Origin of the sequence: Chloroflexus sp., from assembly GCF_034435895.1 — a bacterium.
GTDB lineage: Bacteria > Chloroflexota > Chloroflexia > Chloroflexales > Chloroflexaceae > Chloroflexus.
This window is the reverse complement of the sequence record NZ_DAOTWH010000292.1, coordinates 1-21,899: the sequence shown is the minus strand read 5'-3', so window position 1 is coordinate 21,899 and position 21,899 is coordinate 1. Positions and strand designations below refer to the sequence as shown.

21 protein-coding genes and 1 pseudogene are annotated in these 21,899 nt (G+C 59.6%); 12 read left to right on the top strand and 10 right to left on the bottom strand.

From position 1 onward, the window contains the following. Positions 1 to 79 precede the first annotated feature (79 nt). The 5 genes from U9R81_RS16435 to U9R81_RS16415 form a co-directional block, all read right to left on the bottom strand. A complete protein-coding gene (locus tag U9R81_RS16435; protein WP_322496507.1) occupies positions 80 to 1,144 on the bottom strand; it encodes a MaoC family dehydratase in 1,065 nt (354 codons plus the stop codon). Positions 1,145 to 1,459: 315 nt separating this feature from the next. Further along, positions 1,460 to 2,512, bottom strand: a complete 1,053-nt coding sequence (locus U9R81_RS16430; RefSeq protein ID WP_322496506.1) for a CoA ester lyase — start codon at positions 2,510 to 2,512, stop codon at positions 1,460 to 1,462. Positions 2,513 to 2,641: 129 nt separating this feature from the next. Then, complete coding sequence (locus tag U9R81_RS16425) at positions 2,642 to 3,871, bottom strand: 2-methylfumaryl-CoA isomerase (RefSeq protein ID WP_322496505.1); 1,230 nt, start codon at positions 3,869 to 3,871, stop codon at positions 2,642 to 2,644. A gap of 156 nt (positions 3,872 to 4,027) precedes the next feature. Next, entirely contained in the window at positions 4,028 to 5,245 is a 1,218-nt protein-coding gene (locus U9R81_RS16420) for a CoA transferase (protein ID WP_322496504.1), read from the bottom strand. A 53-nt stretch (positions 5,246 to 5,298) separates the two neighbouring features. Beyond that, positions 5,299 to 6,657, bottom strand: a complete 1,359-nt coding sequence (locus U9R81_RS16415) for a CoA transferase (protein WP_322496503.1) — start codon at positions 6,655 to 6,657, stop codon at positions 5,299 to 5,301. Positions 6,658 to 7,020: 363 nt separating this feature from the next. Here U9R81_RS16415 and U9R81_RS16410 point away from each other — a divergent pair, with 363 nt between their 5' ends. The 3 genes from U9R81_RS16410 (at position 7,021) to U9R81_RS16400 (ending at position 10,853) form a co-directional block, all read left to right on the top strand. Then, positions 7,021 to 7,872: an acyl-CoA dehydrogenase gene (locus tag U9R81_RS16410; RefSeq protein ID WP_322496502.1), complete on the top strand. Its 852-nt coding sequence runs from the start codon at positions 7,021 to 7,023 to the stop codon at positions 7,870 to 7,872. Positions 7,873 to 8,316: 444 nt separating this feature from the next. Next, complete coding sequence (locus U9R81_RS16405) at positions 8,317 to 9,828, top strand: (Fe-S)-binding protein (protein WP_322496501.1); 1,512 nt, start codon at positions 8,317 to 8,319, stop codon at positions 9,826 to 9,828. A gap of 206 nt (positions 9,829 to 10,034) precedes the next feature. Then, positions 10,035 to 10,853: a hypothetical protein gene (locus U9R81_RS16400; RefSeq protein WP_322496500.1), complete on the top strand. Its 819-nt coding sequence runs from the start codon at positions 10,035 to 10,037 to the stop codon at positions 10,851 to 10,853. A 13-nt stretch (positions 10,854 to 10,866) separates the two neighbouring features. Here the strand turns inward: U9R81_RS16400 and fdhD are convergent, their stop codons facing one another. Together fdhD and U9R81_RS16390 are read right to left on the bottom strand one after the other, a co-directional pair. Further along, positions 10,867 to 11,727: a formate dehydrogenase accessory sulfurtransferase FdhD gene (fdhD, locus tag U9R81_RS16395; protein WP_322496499.1), complete on the bottom strand. Its 861-nt coding sequence runs from the start codon at positions 11,725 to 11,727 to the stop codon at positions 10,867 to 10,869. A gap of 389 nt (positions 11,728 to 12,116) precedes the next feature. Beyond that, on the bottom strand, positions 12,117 to 14,336 hold the full coding sequence (locus U9R81_RS16390) for an FdhF/YdeP family oxidoreductase (RefSeq protein WP_322496498.1): 2,220 nt from the start codon (positions 14,334 to 14,336) through the stop codon (positions 12,117 to 12,119). 195 nt (positions 14,337 to 14,531) lie between these two features. On the opposite strand from U9R81_RS16390, the pseudogene U9R81_RS16385 reads away from it, so the two are divergent. The 8 genes and pseudogenes from U9R81_RS16385 to U9R81_RS16355 all read left to right on the top strand — a co-directional run. Next, positions 14,532 to 14,663 (top strand): annotated as a pseudogene (locus tag U9R81_RS16385) (hypothetical protein); the annotation flags it as partial. 76 nt (positions 14,664 to 14,739) lie between these two features. Next, on the top strand, positions 14,740 to 15,177 hold the full coding sequence (locus U9R81_RS16380; protein ID WP_322496512.1) for a hypothetical protein: 438 nt from the start codon (positions 14,740 to 14,742) through the stop codon (positions 15,175 to 15,177). Between the two features lie 45 nt (positions 15,178 to 15,222). Further along, a complete protein-coding gene (locus tag U9R81_RS16375) occupies positions 15,223 to 15,465 on the top strand; it encodes a hypothetical protein (protein WP_322496497.1) in 243 nt (80 codons plus the stop codon). Beyond that, positions 15,462 to 15,617: a hypothetical protein gene (locus tag U9R81_RS16370; RefSeq protein ID WP_322496496.1), complete on the top strand. Its 156-nt coding sequence runs from the start codon at positions 15,462 to 15,464 to the stop codon at positions 15,615 to 15,617. The genes U9R81_RS16375 and U9R81_RS16370 overlap by 4 nt, the downstream gene beginning before the upstream one ends. Then, complete coding sequence (locus U9R81_RS16365) at positions 15,614 to 15,796, top strand: hypothetical protein (RefSeq protein WP_322496495.1); 183 nt, start codon at positions 15,614 to 15,616, stop codon at positions 15,794 to 15,796. Before U9R81_RS16370 ends, U9R81_RS16365 begins: the two co-directional genes overlap by 4 nt. Before the next feature lie 49 nt (positions 15,797 to 15,845). Continuing rightward, positions 15,846 to 16,100, top strand: a complete 255-nt coding sequence (locus U9R81_RS20110; protein WP_416180984.1) for a HEPN domain-containing protein — start codon at positions 15,846 to 15,848, stop codon at positions 16,098 to 16,100. Between the two features lie 119 nt (positions 16,101 to 16,219). Further along, the gene (locus U9R81_RS16360) at positions 16,220 to 16,924 is read left to right on the top strand and encodes a PIG-L deacetylase family protein (RefSeq protein WP_322496494.1); all 705 of its coding nucleotides are present in this window, start codon (positions 16,220 to 16,222) and stop codon (positions 16,922 to 16,924) included. A gap of 333 nt (positions 16,925 to 17,257) precedes the next feature. Further along, a complete protein-coding gene (locus U9R81_RS16355; protein ID WP_322496493.1) occupies positions 17,258 to 18,697 on the top strand; it encodes an aspartate aminotransferase family protein in 1,440 nt (479 codons plus the stop codon). 349 nt (positions 18,698 to 19,046) lie between these two features. On the opposite strand, the gene U9R81_RS16350 is transcribed toward U9R81_RS16355, so the two are convergent. Continuing rightward, positions 19,047 to 20,378: a hypothetical protein gene (locus U9R81_RS16350; protein WP_322496492.1), complete on the bottom strand. Its 1,332-nt coding sequence runs from the start codon at positions 20,376 to 20,378 to the stop codon at positions 19,047 to 19,049. 21 nt (positions 20,379 to 20,399) lie between these two features. Here U9R81_RS16350 and U9R81_RS16345 point away from each other — a divergent pair, with 21 nt between their 5' ends. After that, positions 20,400 to 20,789 carry a MutS-related protein gene (locus tag U9R81_RS16345; RefSeq protein ID WP_322496491.1) on the top strand — a complete coding sequence of 130 codons (390 nt, stop codon included), beginning with the start codon at positions 20,400 to 20,402 and terminating at the stop codon, positions 20,787 to 20,789. On the opposite strand, the gene U9R81_RS16340 is transcribed toward U9R81_RS16345, so the two are convergent. Continuing rightward, entirely contained in the window at positions 20,735 to 21,196 is a 462-nt protein-coding gene (locus tag U9R81_RS16340; RefSeq protein ID WP_322496490.1) for a thioredoxin family protein, read from the bottom strand. The genes U9R81_RS16345 and U9R81_RS16340 overlap by 55 nt on opposite strands. Further along, positions 21,193 to 21,639, bottom strand: a complete 447-nt coding sequence (locus tag U9R81_RS16335; RefSeq protein ID WP_322496489.1) for a DUF4395 domain-containing protein — start codon at positions 21,637 to 21,639, stop codon at positions 21,193 to 21,195. Before U9R81_RS16335 ends, U9R81_RS16340 begins: the two co-directional genes overlap by 4 nt. Between the last annotated feature and the right edge of the window lie 260 nt (positions 21,640 to 21,899).

Here is a 21,899-nt window from a genome sequence, read left to right as displayed (position 1 = left end):
TCTCCGCACCTTTGCGTTTGAATCCTTTGCGTTCTCCGCGCCTCTGCGTTTGAACCCTTTGCGTTCTCTGCGCCTTTGCCTACACTACCGCTCGCCGCGGCATCAACACCGTGTAATCGAAATCAAGCACCACCGCCGGATCGTAATTGCCCTCGGCGTCACGGTAGGGGAAGTCGTGGCAGGGCCGATCTTTGGCAGCGACGGTGCGCACCCGCAGCGCGCCGATGTCATTGCGCCCCGGTATTTCCATCTTATCGAGAACTTCTGACCAAGCGTAAATGGTGTCGCCGGCAAAGCTGGGGTTGGTGTGGCGACCGCCGTTAATTGCCGCGATGCTGAGCGCGTTGGCAAAGCCGTTGAACGAAAGCGAACGAGCAATGCTGATGATGTGCCCGCCATAGACGATCCGCCGGCCAAAGCGGCCTTCGCGCTCGACGTGGAGGTTGAAGTGGACGCGGGCCGTGTTCTGGTAGAGACGGGTGGCCTGCATATGCTCGGCTTCTTCGATCGTTACGCCGTCGATGTGATCGATCTTCTCGCCGACCTCGTAATCTTCCCACAGATAAGGACTGCCGGCGCGGGCCAGATCGTACTGGCCGGGTTGGATGTGGTACGGCACGGCGAGGTCGGTCACCGGCACCGAGTCAGGCAATTGGGGCACCACCGGTTCGGGAGCCGGCGCGTCGAGATTACGCTTGCGCACCATCACCCAGCGTATGTATTCCAGCACCACCTCGTTGCGTTGGTTGACGCCAACCGAATGGACGTAGACCACGCCGGTTTTGCCGTCTTTGTTTTGGCGCAGACCGATTACCTTGGAGGTGGTCGAGAGGGTGTCGCCGGGATACACCACCGCGCTAAACCGCCCACCGGCATAGCCGAGATTGGCGATAGCGTTGAGCGAAATGTCGGGCACGGTCTTGCCGAAGACGATATGGAAAACGAGCATGCTATCGATCGGCGCCCGTTCGAGACCAACCGTTTGGGCGAACGGGGTCGCCGAGGTGAGAGCGAAGCGCGCGCCGTAGAGCGAGGTATACAGCGCCACATCACCTTCAGTTACGGTGCGCGGCGTGGCGTGAACGATCTCTTGGCCAAGCCGAAAATCCTCGAAGAAGTTGCCGGGATTGGTTTTATTGATCATCGATATACTCCTTGCAGACGCGAACCGGGTCATCCAAACCGTTACCCGCCACAAGGTGTTCAAGGGCGGACAGAACGTTTGATCCGGAACCCGGCCTTGAAAGGCCGGGCTAGGGTTACGAAGCCCGCTGCGCGGGCTGACGGCCCTCACCCTCAGCCCCTCTCCCACTAGCGCGGGAGAGGGGAGCGTACAGCGAAGCGGTGAGGCATCTCACTGCGATCAACGGTTTTGTGCAACCAAACGTTCTGTCCGCTCCTCAACCACAAGGGGCGGGACGCACAGCTATGCATCCCGCCAAACGGGGGCGCGCCGCCGTTACGATTCAAACCCGTAGGCTTTAGCAAGTTCGGGGTCTTTCTTGGCGATCATGCGGGCAAGGTCAACGATCACCTTAGCCTGCTTCCACGTCGCGTCGTCTTGCATCTTGCCGTCGATCATCGCCACGCCGGAACCGTCGGGCATCGCGTCGAGAATGCGCTTGGCGAAGAGCACTTCGTTCACATCTGGGCTAAAGACGCGCTTAGCGATCGGGATTTGGTTGGGTGCGAGCGACCACGCGCCGGTGCAGCCGAGCAAGAAGGCGTTGCGGAATTGGGCTTCGCAGGCGGCTTCGTCTTTGAGATCGCCGAAGGGGCCGTAGAAGGCGCGCAACCCGTGCGAGACGGCCACATCTACCATGCGGGCAATCGTGTAGTGCCAGAGGTCTTGCTGGAAGAAAGCCCGCTCAGTGGTTCCCTCTTGCGGGTCGGCCAGCACGCCGTAGAACGGATGGCCGCCGCCGACGCGAGTGGTTTTCATACCGCGTGAAGCCGCAAGGTCGGCTGGGCCAAGGCTGAAGCCATGCATACGCGGGCTAGCCCCGGCGATCGCTTCGAGATTGACTACTCCCTGCGCGGTCTCAAGCAGGGCATGGATGAGAATCGGCTTCTGAATCTGATGCTTGGCTTCGAGCAATGCCAGATATTGATCGACGAAGTGAATATCCCACGGCCCTTCGACCTTGGGGATCATTATCACATCGAGCTTATTGCCGGCGTGGGCAACAATCTCGGCGATGTCGTCGAGCACCCATGGGCTATTGAGCGCATTGACCCGCACCCAGAGCGCGGTATCGCCGAAGTCGTTGTTACGCGCGACTTCGATAAAGCCGGCCCGCGCGGCTTCTTTGGCGTCAACCGGAATGGCATCTTCGAGATTGCCGCAAAGCACGTCAACCTGCTTGGCGACTTCGGGAATGCGCGCGCGGATCTTTTCGATGTGGGGCGGGAAGAAGTGAACCACCCGTTCGGGCCGCACCGGCAGTTCACGCATCGGCTGGGGCGCACCGATGGCGAGCGGCTGGTAGAAATTGCGTGCGAGCTTGTGCATCATATCCTCCTTGCAATTCATCAAACGCAACGGCTCAGCAAGACGCAGCAGGTTCTCAGCGCAACGACGCGCAGGCGCTGGATAGGGTGGGCATCACGCTCGCGCGTCGCTGCGCGACCCCGCTGTGCGTTACTCCAACGCCTCTGGCCCAGCAACAATACCTTCATCGTGCAACCGGCCTACTTCACCTTCGCTCAGACCCAACACCTCCAGCAAAATCTCGTCGGTGTGTTCGCCAAGCCGCGGCGCCGGTTGCACCGGCACGCGGGGCATCTGGCTGAAATCGAGCGGCGAACCGGCCATGAGGTACGAACCAATGCCGGGTTGCTCGACCATCGCGAACATTGGGTTGTCGGTTGAACAATCGGGGTCTTGGGCAATCGCTTCGCGTACCGTGCGGTACGGCCCCCACGTCACCCGATGCTGCTCGAAGACCCGTTGCACCTCAGCGAAGGTGCGGGCATGGAACCACGGTTCGAGCAGGGCCGCAATCTCGCGGCGGGCGCGGAACCGGTCTCCCTCGTCGTCCATATTGAGACCGAGACGCTGGCCGAGCGCGGTGAAAGCATCAGTCAAGCCAGTCGCCTTCCCCAACGCCTTCCACTGCAAATCGGTCAGACCGACGACCATCACCCGCTTGCCGTCGAGGGTCTCGAAATCACGGCCAAACGCGCCATAGAGATAATTCCCCTGCTTGGGCCGGTCGGTATCGTTGACCATCACCTCGGCAATCATGCCCAGATGGCCGATCATCGCCAACCCGACATCTTTCAGCGCCAGCTTGACCAATTGGCCCGCGCCGGTCAAACGGCGGTGGCGCTCGGCGGCGAGCAGGCCGAGCACGATCATCTGGCCGGTGATGATGTCCCACGCCGGCAACACGTGATTCACGACCTCCGGCGAACTGAAGGGGCCGGTCATAAACGGCAAGCCGAGCTGCGGGTTGACGGTGTAATCAACCTCAGAGCCGCCGTCGCGCCGGCCAAGCAGATTGACCATAATCAGATCATCGCGATGGCGCTTGAGCGCCTCGTAGCTCAGCCAGCCGCGGGCCGGGAAGTTGGTAATAAACAGGCCGGCGTTCTCACCCGGCGCGCAAATCAGTTGGGTGAGCAACTCTTGGCCGCGCGGATGGCGGATATCAACCGCGATCGAGCGTTTGCCCTTATTCAAACCAGTCCAAAACAAGCTATGCTTGCCATCAAGCGTCACTGGCCAGCGTTTATAGTCGAGACCGCCGCCAATTGGATCGAACCGGATGACATCGGCCCCCAACTGGGCCAACGTCATCCCGCCGAGCGGCGCGGCGACGAAGGCCGAGCCTTCGACCACGCGCATGCCACTAAGAATGCCGTTCATTGTGGTTGCCTCGTGTGATCTCACGCAGGGCTTATGCTACGGTCTGGCGCCAACCCCTTGGTGGAGGGAGCCTCCCCCGCTGGGGGAGGCTCGGGGCAGCGCGATGAGAGCACGTTGTAGACAGACCGATCTGCATCAGCGCCGCTAAGTCGTCTGCTAAATCACCCGCTTCGACCGCAATTCACCGATCTGGGAGTCATCCATCCCCAACCACTCGCGCAACACCTCATCGGTATGCTCGCCAAGTTTGGGGCCAAGCGAGCGAATGCTGCCGGGGGTTTCCGACAACTTCGGCACCACATTCGGCATAATCAGCGTCTCGCCGATACTCGGCTCATCGACTGCCACCAGATTCCGCCGGGCATGGACGTGGCGGTCGCCGAAGAAATCAGCAATATCGTTAAGCGGCGCGGCGGGGGTCGCAGTCGCGTAACAGCGTTGCAACACCTCGGCACGGGTCAGCGAGCTGCACCAGTCGCGGACAATCTCGTTGACATCGCTGGCATGGGCCAAGCGCACCTTCTGATCGCCATACACGCTCGACGAAGCCAATTCGGGGCGGCCCATGGCGTTGGCAAGGCGGGCAAAGAGCTTATCGGTCGCGCACGAAATCGCCACCCACTTGCCATCTTTGGTCTGAAAGTGGCCATGGGGGCAAGCAAACTCATTGTAGTGCGAGCCGTGACGTTCGCGGACTTTGCCGTACATGCCGTAGGCCGGCACCAACTCATCGCTACAGCGGAAGACCGACTCGTAGAGCGCGGCATCGATATACTGGCCGCAACCGGTTTGCTCGCGGTGGCGCAGAGCCAGCAACACGCCAATGCAGCCGTACAAACCGGTCATATAATCGGCGAGGGTGGTTGAACCCGGCGTCACCGGCGTCCCTTTTGGCATACCGGCCAGATACGCAATGCCGCCGACGGCGTGGGCAATACGGGCGAAACCGGGCCGGTCGCGGTACGGGCCGGTTTGGCCGTAGCCAGTCACGCGCAGCATAATCAAGCGCGGGTTAATCTTGCTGAGCACATCCCAACCCAACCCCCACTTCTCGAGCGTACCAGTGCGGAAATTCTCGCACAACACATCGGTCTCGGCGATCAAGTCTTTAAAGAGCTTAGCGCCTTCAGGATGCTGCAGGTTAATCGTCACCGAACGCTTATTGCGCGACTCGCTCAGCCACGTCAGCGTATCGCCGCGCGACGTCGGCGTACCAAAGCGACGCAGCGCATCACCGCCGATCGGATGCTCGACTTTGAGCACATCGGCGCCAAATTCTCCCAACAGGGTAGCGCAGAAAGGCGCGGCAATCACGGTTGCCGCATCAATGACCCGAATGCCGGCCAATGGCAGGGTCGAATTTGTCTCAGCCATTGTATCCACCTCGTAGTGAAGAAACGACCCCCAGCGAAATGTGCATCGTTGCGTCAAATAATCTTGCGATTGCGCAATTGCTTAATCTCCTCGGCGGAAATGTCGAGCAGCTCGCGCAATACCTCATAGGTCGCGTTGCCCAAGGGCGGGCCGAGGTTCGTAATGCGGCCCGGCGTCGCCGAGAGGGTCGGAATCACGTTCGGCACCACCACCTCGCCAACCCCTTCCGCTTCGACACGAGCCAGATTGCCGCGCGCGCGGAAGTGCTCATCGTTGAACATATCGGCGATGCTATTGAGCGGGCCAACCGGCACCTCTTTTTCCAGACAACGCCGCATCACCTCATCGCGGGTCAGCGAACCAACCCAATCAATCGTGATCTGGTTCACGACATCGCGCGCCGCCAAACGTTTGCGTTGATCACCGTACAATTCGGGCGAAGCCAATTCAGGTCGCTCCATCGCTTCGGCCAGCCGCTCGAACATCTTGTCAGTAGTGCAGGCAATTGCCACCCACTTGCCGTCTTTGGTGCGGAAATGGCCATGGGGGACGGCAATAAAGCTCCCGGCCCCTTCGCGCTCGCGGATTTTGCCGAACAGACCGTAGGTCGGGGCAATCTCATCGAGAATGCGAAACACCGCTTCGTAAATCCCGACATCGATCAACTGGCCGCGACCGGTCTTCTCTTTGTGGTGGAGCGCGATCAGCACACCGATGGCGCCAAACAGACTAGCGATATAGTCGCCAAGCGGCGCAGTACCCGGCAACACTGGCGTTTCACCGGGGAAGCCGGCTAGATACGAGAGGCCGCTAAAGGCATGGGCAATGTGGGCAAAGCCGGAACGGCGGCGGTAGGGGCCGGTCTGGCCGTAGCCTGACACCCGTAACATAATCAAGCCGGGGTTCACCTCGCGCAACGTGGGCCACGACAACCCCCACTCTTCCATCGTACCGGGGCGAAAATTCTCGATCAGGATATCCGACTTCGCCACCAACTTCAGAAACAGGTTCACGCCTTCCGGCTGGCGCAGGTCGATCGTCACCGACTTGCGATTGCGCGCTTCGCTCAACCATGCCAACGTCGCATCGTGGCGCGTGGTCGGGGTGCCAAACCGCCGCATCGGATCACCGCCGATCGGGTGTTCGATCTTCAACACCTCAGCGCCAAACTCGCCCAAAATCGAAGCCGCATACGGGCCGGCCAGAAAGTTGCCGACATCGATCACGCGGATCCCACTGAGCGGCAAACGGTCACGCTCGCCGGTGCGCTCAGCGGTGGGATGCGGAATTGCGGGTTCGGCCTCCTGTTCGGCCTCCGCAGCCGCCACTAATGGCGCTGACGGCGTCTCGCCGGTCTCCGGCGCATCGGTGGTCTGATTGGTGGTCTTCGTCGAGCGTACCCCTTTGGCCATCGTCTGTACTCCTCCTCGCCATGCTGAAAATAGGCAGCAACACAAAATCGCCACCAGAGCCCGCTAAGGCCGCCATGGCCGCATGCAGTTAGGTGTGTTCAGTTTCTCTGCTCGGGTGATGCGCGTGTTTGTAACATAGCACAAGGAATACTACTTCGCAATTACCAGTTTCCAACTTTTAACTATGAGTTGATATAAGTAAACGCTTATATCAAATTGATAACGTAAGGTTATATATGTTCCGGTGTGAACGAGAAACGCAATACGAACACCTCACGCCAGCGTCGCGCATGGCATGGGGTACAATGTGTTTATTCCAACATCCAGCAACAGCGCATACCAGCAAAAGGAGGCGATTCGGCCATGAGCAGCGAAGACTGGACGGCATGGATCGGGCGAACCGAGGTGGTTGAGGATGACATCTGCTTAGCGCAAGCATTGGCTGCAGCGGCTACGCTCGAACCATTGTCATCACCCACCGCAAGCGCGGCGCTGCCCCCGCTCTGGCACTGGTTTTACTTCTTGCCGCGCGCGCCGCAATCAAAACTCGGCATTGACGGCCATCCGCAGCGCGGCGGCTTCATTCCGCCCATCCCTTACCCCCGCCGCATGTTTGCCGGCGCGCGCATCCGCTTTCACCACCCGTTACTGATCGGCCAGCCGGCCCGCCGCGAGGGGATCATCCGCAACATTACCCAAAAGAGCGGGCGCACCGGGCCGTTGGCATTTGTTACGGTCGGCTACCAGATCTTCCAAAATGAGATGCTTTGTATCGAAGAAGAGCAAGATATCGTCTACCGCGAACCGGGTGCGCCAGTGCCGGCACCGGTACCGGTTGATCTGCCACCGGTATCTGATGCGATCACCCGCACCGTGACCCCCGACACCCGGCTATTGTTCCGCTTCTCGGCGCTCACCTTCAACGCGCACCGCATCCATTACGACCGGCCCTACGCCCAACAGGAAGAGGGATACCCCGGCTTGGTCGTGCATGGCCCGCTGGTCGCGGTGTTGTTGATGGAGCTGGCCCGCCACAACACCACCCGCCCAATCACCGGCTTTAGCTTCCGTAGCCAAGCGCCGATCTTCGATCTCGCCCCCTTCCGGCTGGTGGCCCGCTTCGGCGACAACCGGGTCGAGCTGGAAGCGCAGGGACCTGACGGCGTAACGGCGCTGAGCGCTAGCGCCGAGTTAGGGAGCGACCAACCCTCGTAAAGCCGCCCGGCGGTGCAGCTCCAAAAGCTAGAACCCACCAAACAAACGAATGGCAGCTACCATTCGTTTGTTTTGTTTGGCTGATTCACACATCAAACCTACATAAATTGTGAGCACGTTCACAAATTTTCTGCGACAAAAAGCACAATTAATACCGAATAGATCATATTACAATTCTCCGTAGCAATATCTTTACTCACTTTCAACCCTTGCTTTGCTACATTTGAATTGCGATCTCTCTCCGCTTGAGACACAGATATATTGACCGGTTCACGCTCGATAGATTGAGCGTCCAGTTGCTGTAACCCGCATCTACGGACAGCGTGCGTTGCATACGCTGCGTGGGTGCGTCGGCGCCAGCGTTGTGGTGCGTGCAGGGAGATTGTGAGTAGTCGTTCATAACGCAACCAATGCTAGAAAGGAGACTGGCCCGTGGAAGCAGAAATGCAACTGTTCGTGGACTCGTTGCGTAAGAACATTACTGCCGAAGATGTGGTCAACTTTGAAGCGTGCATGGACTGCAAGATGTGCGGTGAGGCGTGCGCGTGGTACCTCGTCACTGGCGACGAGAAGCTGCATCCCACCCACAAGACCGGCTTTATCCGCCAGATTTATCAGCGGTACTTGACGATCGAAGGCCGAATTGGCGGCGCGCTAGGGCTAGTGCCGACGCCGACGGTGGCAGACCTGAAAGAGAATATGCAGTATTTCTGGGCTTGCACCGCTTGCGGTCGCTGCACATTGGCCTGTCCGTCGGGCCTCAGCATTCGCCGCATGGTGCGGCTGGCCCGCGCCGCATACTCCGATTCTGGGTTAAGCAACGCCAATCCGACCATCCGCTCGATCGTCGAGAACACCGAGCGCCGCCGCCATAGCTTTGGCCTCACTGCCGCACAGGTGCTGGGCCGGGTTGGTCTCTTCCTGCGCAGCGAGGGCCTTGAAGTGCCGGTCAATGTGCATGGCGCCGAGATGCTCTTTGTCTGTCCGGCTGCTGGCAATACCAAAATTCCCGATTATGGCATCAAATTGATCAAAATCCTCAATGCCGCCGGTGTAAGTTATACGATTTCGCCCTATGTGATTGACACTGGCACTGAAATCGACCATATTGCCGTTCACCATAATCTGTCGAAGCAGATGTTGCTGGATTGGGAAAATGAAGCCGATCGCTTGGGCGTGAAGTCGATCTTGCTGGTGGAGTGCGGTTGCGATACGCGCACACTGTACGCCGAAGCAACTGAGACGCTAGGTCGTCCGTTCCGCTATCCGATCGTCAGTGTCGATTCGTTGATGCTCGACCTGATCCGGCAGGGCCGCTTGCCGATCGAGAAGACCGACCTGAAGGTGACACTGCACGATCCCTGCTACGCCACACGCTTGTCGGGATTGGGCGATCTCTTCCGCGAGCTGCTGACCCTTGTGACCGATAACTTCATCGAGATGACCCCCAACCGCGAGCACAATTACTGCTGCAACGGCGGGGCTGGCGGGATGCGCTTGCCTGAGAACACCGACCTGCGCCGCAAGATTTCGGTGCTGAAAGCGAACCAGATCCGCGCCACCGGCGCCGAGTATGTCACCTCGCCGTGCGTGGTCTGCACGTTGTCGTTGGAAGACACCTGCCAGACCTACAACCTCTCCCCGACCGGCGAGCGCATGGCGCTGGTGCTGTTCGAGGTGGTCTATGCGGCAATGGAGCCGGCGCTGGCCAAGCGGGGCGAGCTGGATCGCATGCGGGTACCGGCTGAATTGCGTAACCGCGATCGCGAGTTCTTTGTTGCCCACAGCCTTGAGGGCCAGATGGCAACGCTCATGCAGCAGCCGGATTTCCCAGCATTGCTCGATTGGTTAGAGAAAGACGATATCGTCAAGCGGTTCAGCAAAGATCACCCGCAGGTATACGAGCAATTACGCGCGCTGCGTGAGATGGCGCTCGATCCGGAGTGCTGCCGGTAGGGCAGATGCGATCGTTGAGGGCGGGAGGGGTGGTCTTTGCCCCCACCCCAACCCTCTCCCGTTGGGGGAGGGAGTAACAACCCTAGTAGCAGGGATGAGCGCCGCCTGCCAACGGGTATATACCGGAAAACGATAACAGGCCTGCGGCCCGCGCGCCAAGGAAGTGTGGATAAACCAATACTTACCATCCGCTGAGGAGGTGTGTGATGATTGAACTGTTGAATGCAATCGCGCCAGTGGCGATGGCGATCTTTGTGGTGGGAGTGGGGTTGCGGTTGGGCCGGTTTGCTATCGCACTGATCACGAGACGCCATCCACACGGCGTGTCGCCAACCTTTGTGTCGCCGCCGCGCCGGTTGGGCTTCTTCGAGGCATTGAACGCAGTGCTCTTCGGCCCCTTCAAGCATTTTTACAAGCGATCAAACCCAACGTGGGGGCGCGGCTACCTGCTCTACCACGTGGCAATTATTACTGAGGTGATTGGCTATAGCATCTCGGCCCTGATCGTCTTCGCGCATATCCTGTTTGGCCGGCCAGTGCCCGACGTGGCCGCTCACGTTGAGGAGAGCTACAACTACTCGCCGGCTAATCTGCTCGCCCTCATCTTTGGCAATGGCGAGAAGTTCCAAGCACAGTTTTTGTTTGGCGACTTTGCCCCCTACTTCATCGGCATTACGTGGGTGGCGGTGGCCTTTGCCGTGGCCGGTAATCTGCACCTGATGTTCGCGCTGCTGCGCAAGTGGAGCGGCGCCGTGGTGGGTGACATCGATCACGCCTCAAAAGGCATCCGCACGCCGGGCCGCTTGCCGTGGGATCGGGTCGTGATCCGCACGATTATCTTCTGCATTATCTGGACGGAACTGCTGGCCCGTTTGCACATTGTGCCCGGCATCGTCTATGTCCACGCGCTGCTCGGCTTGGCGCTGTTTGTACTGTTGCCCTTCACCTACCTGTTCCACATGGCCTACAATTTCCTCGCCATCTTCTACGCGGTGCGGCGGCGGATGGCGCGCACGATTGCGTAAACGTGCGGCTCGGTCACGCCGGGACCATGACCCGTTCGGCCCCGGCGTAGATATTGCACGAGGCGCCGCGCAGGAAGCCGATCAGGGTCATGTTGAAATGCTGGGCTAAGGTCACTGCCAGCGCCGACGGCGCGCCGACAGCGGCCACCACCGGAATGCGCGCCATCAGCGCCTTTTGCATGATCTCGAAACTAGCCCGCCCGCTGACTAGCAACACCGATTGGCGCAAACGATCAAGTTGGCCATTGAGCAGGTAGGCGCCGATCAGTTTATCAACCGCATTGTGGCGACCAATGTCTTCGTGCAGCGCCAACAGCCGGCCATCGGCAGCAAACAGACCGGCGGCGTGCAAACCGCCAGTGCGGGCAAAGAGGTCTTGCGCTTGGTGGAGTGCATCATTCAATCCGGCTAAGGCTGCGTATGCGATCCGCACCGGCGGATCATCGGCCAGCGGTGCGCAACCGCGCAAGCGCAACGCTTCGAGCGAGGCCTTGCCGCACACTCCGCACGACGACGAGACGAAAAACAGCCGGCGGGCCTGCTCAAGGTCGAGGTCGAGATCAGGACGGGGTGTGACAATGAGGGTATTGAACCGCGCCTCATCATCGAGTTCAGCCTCAACACAGTAGCGGATGGTGCTGATGTCGTAGCGGTCACGGATCAGACCTTCGCTGAAGAGGAAGCCGGCAACTAGCTCAACATCGGCTCCCGGCGTGCGCATCAACGTCGCGAGCGCGATCGCGCGCGCAGTGCCGGGCAAGGCCAGCCGGACTTCAAGCGGCTCTTCGACCACAATGGCATCTTTTTCATGCCGCCAGCGCCCATCGCGAATCTTGACCACGGTACGCCGGTGGATGGTTGCACGATTGATCATTTGTTATTGATCTCCGGTGGATAGTCTGTACTTGCCGCAATGAGGAATAGCCACAAAAAGCCACAGAAGCCGCAAAAATATTTGTGTTTTTTGTGTGTCTTTGTGGCTATTTCCCCTCACCCCCCAACCCCCTCTCCCACCTCACGGCGGGAGAGGGGGCGCTGTGGACGGGGGATAAGCTTGGCCTTCCCTACCTGCCGCAATGAGGAATAGCCACAAAAAGTCACAGAAGCCACAAAAACGTTTGTGTCTTTTGCGGCTCTTCGTGGCTATGCCCCAGCCCGCGTAGCGGGCTTCGTAACCCTAGCCCGGCCCTGAAGGGCCGGGGCAACGCCTTGTCACAAAAACAACCTTCATTTTTGTGTCTTTTGTGTCTCTTCGTGGCTATTTCAAGACTCCAGCCGGTGAATGCTGACTACCGCCTTGTAGGCCGGCACCCCTGACCCGGCATCACGCCGGCGCGCGTCGATCAACACATTGCCTTCCGGCCAATGCACCTGAATGTTGCCCAGCTTGAGCGGCGCCAATTTGATTCGGGCCCGCATTTCGCCCGCCTCTGACCGTAACACCACCCACTCGCCCTCACGCAGACCCAGCCGCGCCGCGTCATCGGGGTTGATCAGCACGTCGTCGCGCGCCGCACCGTTCAACGGATCACGTTCGGCATGCACCAGCGAGTTGAACTGCTTGCCGCGCCGGGTTTTGAGCACAAACATCCCCGGCGGCAATTGGGTTTGCGGCGGCGTCAGCGGGGTAAAGTGCGCTTTGCCGTTGGGAGTGGCAAAATGGCCATCACGGCACAAGATGCGCCCGCCCCATTGCACGTGATCACCGGCCTTGCGCAGCCGCTGAATGCCGTCGTACTCAGGCACAATCCGGGCAATCTCTTCCCGAATCTGGTGGCCATCGGCAAACCAGATCAGGCGCGCGCGCTCGGGGTAGGCCCGCTCGGCCACCTGCATCAGAATCTCCCACTCGCTGCGCGCTTCGCCGGGAGGCGCCGTGATGAAGGGCGAAAAGATGATTTCGCGTTCGGTGGTGGTTTCGGTGCCGCCGTCGCGCTGCTCGTAGCGAGTAACTGCCGGCAGCAAGATCACGGTGTCGGCGGGATCAACCAGCATTTGGCTGGTTAAAACAATATCCTGATGGACGCGCAATGCCGGACGGCTCAGCGCCGCGCGGATGTAGTCAGGATCGGGCATGGTATCGAGGAAATTGCCTCCCACTGCATAGAATACATCCAGTGCGCCATCGTAGGCGGCATCGAGCATCTCGCCGCAACTGAGTCCCTTCCAATCTGGCACGGCAAAGCCCCACTGCTTGCCTAGCCAGCGCGCTTGCTCGGCATTCACCGGCCTCCCGCCGGGGAAGGCCGTCGCCAAACACCCCATCTCGCCGCCGCCTTGTACGCCGCTATGGCCGCGGATCGGCATCACGCCACAGTATTCGCGCCCGATAAACCCGCGCGCCAGCGCCAGATTGAGAATGGCTCTGACATTCTCGACCCCATACTCGTGCTGGGTAATGCCCATGCTCCAAATGAAGACCGCACTCTTGGCCTGCGCCAGCACCTCAGCGAGGGCCAGCATCTCGGCGCGGGTGCTGCCGCTCGCCTGTTCCAACTCTTCCCACGACTGCCCGGCCAGCGCGATCTGCACATCGGCAAAGCCGCAGGTATGCGCATCAATAAAGGAACGGTCAATCCAGTCGCGCTCGATCAGATGCTTGAGCACCCCGTTGAGAAACGCGATGTCGCCGCCGGTGTGAATCTGGAAAAAGCGGTCGGCGAGGCGCGTGCCGAATAGCGCGCTCTCGAACACGCTCGGCACCCAATAGCGTTCGAGACCCGGTTCGCGGTAGGGGTTGATGACGAAAATGCGGGAGCCGTGCTGCTTAGCGTAATAGAGGTACTTCGTCGTTACCGGCTGATTATTGGGCGCATCACTGCCGATAAAGAGCAGCACATCGCTGCCGATCCAGTCGCGATAGCTACAGGTGGAAGCAGCCACGCCGAGCGCCTGCTTCATCGCAGTCGTGCTAGGAGCGTGGCAGAGACGGGCCGCGTTATCGACGTTGTTGGTGCCGAGAAAGCGGGCCACCTTCTGCGCCACGTAGTAGGTCTCGTTGGTGATGCCGCGCGAGGTGAGGTACAACGCGATCCGGCGCGGATCGGCGGCGCCCAAGCGGGCGGCAATCTCGTTCAGCGCCGCGTCCCACGTGATCCGGCGAAAGCCGCGCTCGCCGCGCCGGCGGATCATCGGGTAGGGCAGCCGGCCAAGCGCGCGCAAGTCACGCCCGCTCAGATCGCGCAGTGATGCTACGTCCTCTAGCCGGCGCACATCGAGCGGCGGCATCGTATTGAGGCGCAACAGATTGAGCCGCACCGTGCAGAGATGCACGCCTTTCATGGTGAAATCGCGCAACCCGGCAGTGCCCAACGCGCACCCGTCGCAGACACCCTCGTTCAAAATCCGCCATGCCTTGCCGAGACTGTCGCGATTTTCCCACACGGTGCGCACCATTTCCCAATAGTGGTTCGGCTTGACCTGCCCAAGCCCATTGGGTACAAGACTCACCCACGTCGCCGGATTCCAGCCCCGTCGTTTCATGCTGCCTCCTCGCCGATTTGTTAGATTGGGGGATGCTTTTTTATTGTACCAGCAAATGTGCAAGGCAGGAGTGATTCACGGATGTTCACGGCTCGTTAGTATCCGTACCCTATGCACCGTCTCGCCGAACGCAATCAAATCCGGTACAATAACGACTATCCATAACCATCTTCCATCCGCGTAAGGCAGGATCATGTGACCGGAGCTACCCACACTACAGCAATCATTAACGCTCTCGTTCCAGTTGTGGCAGCTTTCCAACAACAGTTGGGCCACAACCTGATCGGGATTGCCCTGTTTGGCTCACGAGCGCGGGGTGATGCCCGGCCCGAAAGCGATTGGGATCTGTTGCTGATCGCAGAACATCTGCCCACATCGGTATGGGAGCGCCATCAATGCCTGCTTGCCGGCAGCATGGCGCGGACGAGCGATCGTAATCGCCAAAACGCCAGCCGAATTCACCTCCTATCTTGCGCCGTTGTATCTCGACATCCCGCTCGATGGCATAGTGCTCTACGATCGCGATGGTTGGCTCACCTCACGCCTCGCCGCCATCCGCACCCTTCTCGACCGACACGGTCTCTACCGGATCCAACGCGAGCGTGATCTGATTTGGGAGTGGCGCGAATTCCTCGGTTTTGGCTGGGAATTGAATTGGGAGATGGTTCATGAAAAAGAGCGTACACGTATGAGTCAAAGCGTAAACTATCGGATCAAATTAGCCAGTGGCTTTATCAAAGAAGCACCCCAAGACCTTGATCTCCAACGCTGGAGGTCTGCGGTAGATAATGCCCAGCTCGCAAGCGAAAATGCGGCAAAAGCTGTCTTAGCATTGTTATGACCACCCGGACGTACCCATCAACTGGGGACGCTCCTACGTGAAGCATTGGCTCACCAACGGTTTCCTGCTGAGCTGTCGCCGGATCTTGAACGATTGGCTCCGATTGCTGATACTTTGGGGATAGACGTACATGTTCAGATCGATTATGGGCTTGAAGAACAACAACTAACCCCATGGGAAATTTTCGATGAAGCTAAAGCCCGCCACATGGTCTCGCTCGCTGAAGAGGCCCTTTCGATTGCACAACGCCTCATTCATCACTATCCAACCAACCAACAAACCCTATGAACACCCCCATCACCGATCCCATTCAAGCGCGCCGCGCGTTGCTGGAAGCGGAATTGGCCCGCTACGTCGAACTGTTACGCGAACACTATCACCCCGAACAGATCATTCTGTTCGGGTCACTAAGTGGTCGGATATTGATCTGCTACTTGTGAAAGATACAGATCAACGCTACCTTGATCGCATCCGCGAGGTGCTGCTATTGCTGCATCCGCGCCTTGGGGTTGACATTGTGGTCTATACGCCGCGCGAATTTGCGACGATGAAAGAGTCGAATCTGATGGTGCAGGAAGAGATTATCGCTAAAGGAAAGGTGCTCTATAAGCGATCCTGAACAATGGCTGGCTTTTACGTGCGATGATGTGCGCATCGTCCAGCTTGCCATGCGCGAAGGCCTCTTTAATCAGGTGTGCTTTCATTGCCAACAATGCGTTGAAAAGTCGCTCAAAGCGTTGATTGTTCATCAAGGCCTTGTGCCGCCCCGTATTCACAAGTTGCCTGATCGGCTCAGCCAAGTTCACGCTGCACCGCTGGCAGCGATGGCAACTGAGATTCAACTGCTTGATCGGTTTTACACAACGACTCGCTATCCGGGTTTCACCCCCCGATGTACCCCAATCGCTGCCTATTCAACGTGATGCCGAGGAAGCGCTTGAGATCGCGCAGCGCGTCTTGGCATACGTCACAGATCTAATTGCGGCATAACCCCCTAGACAAGCCCCCCGATCTTCGTGTAGACTAAGAAAAGGGAGGTTGTATGCACGTCCAGCCCGAACCGATCTTAGTCATTGCCGCACATGCTGACGATATCGAGTTCGCTGCCGCCGGAACGATTGCCGGTTGGGCGGCGGCTGGGCATCCCATTACCTACTGTATCGTCACCGACGGGTCGGCTGGCTCCAACGAGCCGGGCATCGATTTGGCGGCATTAGTCGCGCGCCGGCAAGCTGAACAGCGCGCAGCAGCGGCAGTGCTGGGTGTGCATGATGTGCGCTTCCTCGGTTATCGCGACGGCGTCTTGCAGCCAACCCTCGAGCTGCGGCGCGAGTTGACCCGCCTAATCCGCGAGGTGCGCCCCTTCCGCGTGCTCTGCCAAGACCCGACCTTGGTCTTTGCCGGCAGCACGTACATCAATCATCCCGATCACCGGGCCGCCGGCGAAGCAGCGATCTACGCCGTCTTCCCCAGCGCCGAAACCCGTCCGATCTTCCCGGAATTGCTCGCCGAAGGCTACGAGCCGCATAAAGTGCGTGAACTCTATCTGATGTTCCCGCCAGCCCCTGATCTCTACCTCGACATGAGCGATCGGATCGAGCAGAAGATCGAGAGCCTGCTCTGCCATCGCTCGCAACTTGGCCCCGAGGTCGCCGATTGGGTGCGCAAGTGGGATGCCGAGAACGGCGCCAAGATCGGCGCGGCGTATGCCGAAGCCTTCCGGGTGATGCGTCTGGTCGATAATTAGCCCCGCGACACGAACAACTATCGGGAACGGGCAGCCGCCGGCTGCACCCGCATAGTTTGGTGTACGCGCTGGATGGTTGTTTGATAGTGCCGGCTCGTCCGGCTAGAAAGGCACTCCGTTGGCAGATTGATACCCGTGAGGTGCGCGTGAGTCAGGGCCGCGCGCATCTCGGTCGCACCGGGTGCTGAGTCCGGTGCGCAGCCCTGTTCTCCGTGTCCGCGCCAGCGTCGGGGCGCGTGCCTACGATGTGGTCTCCCTTCGATGCCTACTGCGGCGTAGCAGTCGCGCACAGCGCGTTGGAGGCCACGGTGGCGGACGTAGTTAGGAGGTTATATGAGTACCTTGACCAACCATCGCTTACAGGCCCTCAGTGACAATGTCTGGCTGCACTTCTTCCAGATGGGCCATTTCTCCAGTACCGGCGCGCGACCCACTGTGCTCGTGCGAGGCGAAGGGTCGCGCGTGTGGGATCAAGACGGCAATGAGTACATCGACGGTCTCTCCGGTCTGTTCGCAGTCAATGTCGGGTATGGTCGCCGCGAAATTGTTGAGGCGATCAGCGTGCAACTGAACGACATCGCTTACGTTAGCCCCTTTAGCTTCCCTAGCCTGCCTTTGATTGATCTATCGGCGCGGCTGGCTGCCATCAGCCCGACCGGCCCGCGCTCGCGAGTCTTCCTCACCACCGGCGGTTCCGATGCGGTTGAGACGGCGCTGAAGATTGCCAAAGCCTACCAGCGCCGGCGCGGCTTTGCCGACCGCAGCAAGATTATTGCCCGGCGGGTCAGCTACCACGGCACCTCGATGGGCGCGCTCTCGGTCAATGGCGTCACCTCGCTCCGCAACGGCTTCGGCCCGCTCGTGCCGGGAGCGCGTCACGTCCCGCTCCCCTATCGCTACCGCTGCGATTACTGCGCATTGCACAGCGGCTGCCGCGGCGTCTGCGTCGATGAGGTCGAGCGCCTGATTGAGTTTGAAGGGCCAGAAACCATCGCCGCCATCATCATGGAGCCGGTGCAGAATAGCGGCGGCGCGATTGTCTCGCCCCCCGGCTACCTCCAGCACATCCGCCAAATCTGCGATCACTACGGGATTGTGATGATTGTCGATGAGGTGATCTGCGGCTTTGGCCGGGTCGGCGATTGGTTTGGCTCGACCGCGATGGGAGTCGCCCCCGACATCATCACCACCGCCAAAGCTATGACCAGCGGGTATGCCCCGCTCGGCGCAGCCATTGTGCGCAACACCATCGCCGATGTGTTTGTATCTGATAACGACGCCGACAAGTTCATGCACGGCATCACCTTTGGCGGGCACGTCGCCAGTTGCGCCGCCGCGCTCGTTAACCTCGACATCATCGAACGCGAACACCTGCTTGAGCGCAGCCGCGAGATGGGCGCCTATCTGATGCGTGAACTGGAAGCGGCAGTCGGCAATCACCCCAACACCGGCGAGGTGCGCGGGATGGGGATGTTTATGGCGGTTGAGCTGGTGCGCGACCGCGCCACTCGCGAATCGCTGGCCGAAGAGCGGCTGATGGTGTGGCTGAGCGATCAGTTAAAGCAGCGCGGCTTGATCTGCCGGGCCGACGACCGGCTCGAACCGGTGATCCAACTGGCCCCGCCGTTGATCCTCACCCGCGAAGAGGCCGATCGCTGCGTGCGCATCGTCACCGAGGCGATGCATGCACTGGGTCGCAAGTTGGGCAGCACGCCGGCAGTGTTTGCGATCAATCCGCCGGTTGAGACGAAGACCGCCGTGGCCGCCGATTAAACCCGCTGTAACGGGATATGTCTCGTAGAGATGGACGGCTGTCCGTCTCTGCGATGATGCGATGGCGATGAATCATGGTAGAGACGGACGGCCATCTCTACCATGATTCGATTTATCGCAATTGATGCCCTCCCATCGCCCTGTCCGCTGTCTGCCGCGATGGTACCCGCAGGGATCGCAGGGGATTTACAACCTTCAAGCGACGGCCCGATTAAGCCGTCTCTTGAGCATCGTTGTGGCCGATCACCGGTTGACCAACGGCACATACAAGCGGGACAAACCCAGCTCGACGAGCGCCGGCACACCGCGGGACGGGGCATCACCAAGCCCTAATTCACTAGTCCAATTACTACCTCAACAGGCCGTCGCGCCATTGGCCAGCAGAGCGCAGGTACGGCCGCCGCCAGCCGTCAGCGCAACGACTTGCCCATTGATGCCGGCGATCGTCTCCGGCAGCGGGTGCAGCCGTATTCTGAGCGTTAAAGCCTTCACCCCAACATTTCACGCGCTGATCAACCGTTAGTGCGCAGGTGTGGCGAGAGCCGGCAGCAAGCGTAACCACGCCTTCAGATAACCCCTGTACCGCCACCGGCGTTGCCCGATTGGCGGTTGTGCCATCACCCAATTGCCCACTACTATTATTCCCCCAGCACACCACTCCTCCCGCAGCGGTAATAGCGTAGGGATGTTCCCCGCCAGCCGCCACAGCGCGCGCACCGCTTAGGCCATTCACCACCACTGGCGTCTCGTATATCTCGTAATAAGGAGCAAAGGCGCCATTCCCCAGTTGCCCGCTCCCATTTTTACCCCAACAGCGCACGCTTCCATCGGCGGCCAAAGCGTAGGTGTGCTCGAAACCGGCATCAATGGCCCGCACATCACGCGGTAGACCGGCGATAACCGTAGGCATCGCGCCCCATCTCGCTCCCCAACATACCACTTCACCATTCTGCTTTAACGCGCAGGTATGTTGGCCACCGGCAGCAATAGTCTGTACCCCTGACGAGAGATTGGTCACCGGAACCGGATCGCTCCGCTGGCCAGCCGTCGCATTGCCAAGATCACCAAAATAATTCTCGCCCCAGCAGAACACGCCACCTGTAGCAGTGAGCGCGCAGGTATGGCCGGCGCCAGCATCGAGCGCCGTGATTCCGGTCAGACTCGCAACCGCAGTTGGCGCACCGCGCGACAGAAACAGCACGTCACAGAGATTCTTGTCATATTCAGTGCCCCAACACATCACGCGCCCATCAGCCGTTACCGCACAGGTATGCTGTAATCCCGTCGTGATTGCCCGCGCGCCGCCGGGCAACGGCGCACCATACTGCGCCGTACCGCTCCACAACAGCCGGCCAGCGCCAAGTTGGCCTTCTAAATCGCGCCCCCAACACATCACGCTGCCACCAACCGTCAACACACACGTATGTTCAAGTCCGGCAGTCAGCGCGGTGATGCCGGTCAAACCGGTAACAACCACCGGCTTGGTGCGATAGGTATTAATCTCGTTATTGCCGAGCGAGCCATGGAAATTATTGCCCCAGCACCATGCGCCGCCGGATGCGATGAATGCACAGGAGTGGAAGGATCCCGCAGCAATGCCGGTCATATTGGCGGGGAGCTCAACCACCGTTACCGGTGAGATGCGCGTTTGAGTAGTGCCATCGCCGAGTTGGCCATGCAAATTGTAACCGAGGATGCCACTATGAACAGCGGCAAATTCGATGAAGAGCTGGCCCGGATGAGCACGATTATCGATCAGCTTCAACCGCGCACGCTGATCCTGCTCAACGAATCGTTTGCCGCTACCAACGAACAGGAAGGGAGCGAGATCGCGCGCCAGATCATCAGTGCGCTGCTCGATAGCCAGATCAAAGTGCTGTTTGTGACGCACCTCTACGACTTTGCCCACGGGTGGTGGCGGATGCAGCGAGCGGATACAATCTTCTTGCGGGCCGAACCGCAAGCCGATGGCTCGCGCACCTTCAAGTTGCGAGTGGCCGAACCGCAAGCGACAAGTTACGGGACGGATCTCTACTATCAGGTGTTTGGCGAAGCTGAGCAGGTAGCCTCAGATGCGAGCGCCGCAGCCTGAGGGAGCAACGCTCGCACCTGCCGCGCCAAGGTTGCGGTATCGGCAAAGCCTTGATTCACGTGCCGCACCGCGCCGCCAGCATCGAGCACAACCGTCGCCGGCGCGGTGAGAATGCCCAAGTGGGCGACAAGCTGTGGATGTTCCGGCGCTGATAGCGTGGTTACTACCACCTGTTCGCCCATGATTGTTGCCAACTGGGCTAACGCTGGCGCTTGGCGCGCGCGGCATTCATGGCAACCGGGAGTCGAAAACGCGATCACGGCTGGCCGGCCCAGCGGGACAATGCCAGCAAAGAGGGGCGCTTGGCCGAGCGCGCGTAACCGGGACGCCTGCCAAGAGCGTATCCCTACCCACAGCAAGCCGAGTCCGGCTGCGAGCGCAACGATTATGAAGAAACGCTCGATCATTTCCACAGCCCCAAACGCTGCAATTGAAAGAAGATAAAGCACCCGGCGCAAAAACCAAAGAGCAGATTTACAGCCGCCAGCGCAACCACGAGCAGCGCCAGCGCCCAACCGAGCAGATGCGCGCCGAACCACAAGGCAATGGTGGCCGCGATTAACACTGCTGCCCCCATCCCTTGGGCAAACCGGTGAGGGGCTGGGTCTTCTTGGTGTACATCGGGGCGCAAGAGACCACGCGGACGCAACACATCGCGAGAAAGGCGTTGAAAGAGCGCTAGCGCCGGCGAGATGGCGCCAAGCGCCATCACCGCAGCGACAAAGGCGAGTAGCCAGAGCGAATCGGTGACGAATGCGATCAACACGAGCAGGATGATCGTAGCTTGATTGACGCGCAACGCCGTGCGATCAACGAGAGCGGGCGGCGAAGAAATGGGTTGAGTGGCCATAGACAACTTCCTTACGCAAGTTTTCAAGTTCTTGAGTTAATCTTAAATAAGATGGTCTGTTTTGTCAAGATTAAAAACCACGGATGTCCCCACGGCGGCCCGATCCATGTCTATCTATCTCAATCTGTCCTCATGAACATTTCGGGTAAAATAAACGGGACACAGCAGTGCTGTGTCCCGTTCAGTCTGGTAGCGGCGGCAGGATTCGAACCTGCGACCTTCGGGTTATGAGCCCGACGAGCTGCCACTGCTCCACGCCG

Excerpts from the sequence above, each read along its gene's own strand:
- U9R81_RS16435 (WP_322496507.1), bottom strand. The coding sequence starts at position 1,144 with ATGATCAATAAAACCAATCCCGGCAACTTCTTCGAGGATTTTCGGCTT.
- U9R81_RS16430 (WP_322496506.1), bottom strand. The coding sequence starts at position 2,512 with ATGCACAAGCTCGCACGCAATTTCTACCAGCCGCTCGCCATCGGTGCG.
- U9R81_RS16425 (WP_322496505.1), bottom strand. The coding sequence starts at position 3,871 with ATGAACGGCATTCTTAGTGGCATGCGCGTGGTCGAAGGCTCGGCCTTC.
- U9R81_RS16420 (WP_322496504.1), bottom strand. The coding sequence starts at position 5,245 with ATGGCTGAGACAAATTCGACCCTGCCATTGGCCGGCATTCGGGTCATT.
- U9R81_RS16415 (WP_322496503.1), bottom strand. The coding sequence starts at position 6,657 with ATGGCCAAAGGGGTACGCTCGACGAAGACCACCAATCAGACCACCGAT.
- U9R81_RS16410 (WP_322496502.1), top strand. The coding sequence starts at position 7,021 with ATGAGCAGCGAAGACTGGACGGCATGGATCGGGCGAACCGAGGTGGTT.
- U9R81_RS16405 (WP_322496501.1), top strand. The coding sequence starts at position 8,317 with ATGCAACTGTTCGTGGACTCGTTGCGTAAGAACATTACTGCCGAAGAT.
- U9R81_RS16400 (WP_322496500.1), top strand. The coding sequence starts at position 10,035 with ATGATTGAACTGTTGAATGCAATCGCGCCAGTGGCGATGGCGATCTTT.
- fdhD (WP_322496499.1), bottom strand. The coding sequence starts at position 11,727 with ATGATCAATCGTGCAACCATCCACCGGCGTACCGTGGTCAAGATTCGC.
- U9R81_RS16390 (WP_322496498.1), bottom strand. The coding sequence starts at position 14,336 with ATGAAACGACGGGGCTGGAATCCGGCGACGTGGGTGAGTCTTGTACCC.
- U9R81_RS16370 (WP_322496496.1), top strand. The coding sequence starts at position 15,462 with ATGAACACCCCCATCACCGATCCCATTCAAGCGCGCCGCGCGTTGCTG.
- U9R81_RS20110 (WP_416180984.1), top strand. The coding sequence starts at position 15,846 with ATGCGCGAAGGCCTCTTTAATCAGGTGTGCTTTCATTGCCAACAATGC.
- U9R81_RS16360 (WP_322496494.1), top strand. The coding sequence starts at position 16,220 with ATGCACGTCCAGCCCGAACCGATCTTAGTCATTGCCGCACATGCTGAC.
- U9R81_RS16355 (WP_322496493.1), top strand. The coding sequence starts at position 17,258 with ATGAGTACCTTGACCAACCATCGCTTACAGGCCCTCAGTGACAATGTC.
- U9R81_RS16345 (WP_322496491.1), top strand. The coding sequence starts at position 20,400 with ATGAACAGCGGCAAATTCGATGAAGAGCTGGCCCGGATGAGCACGATT.
- U9R81_RS16340 (WP_322496490.1), bottom strand. The coding sequence starts at position 21,196 with ATGATCGAGCGTTTCTTCATAATCGTTGCGCTCGCAGCCGGACTCGGC.
- U9R81_RS16335 (WP_322496489.1), bottom strand. The coding sequence starts at position 21,639 with ATGGCCACTCAACCCATTTCTTCGCCGCCCGCTCTCGTTGATCGCACG.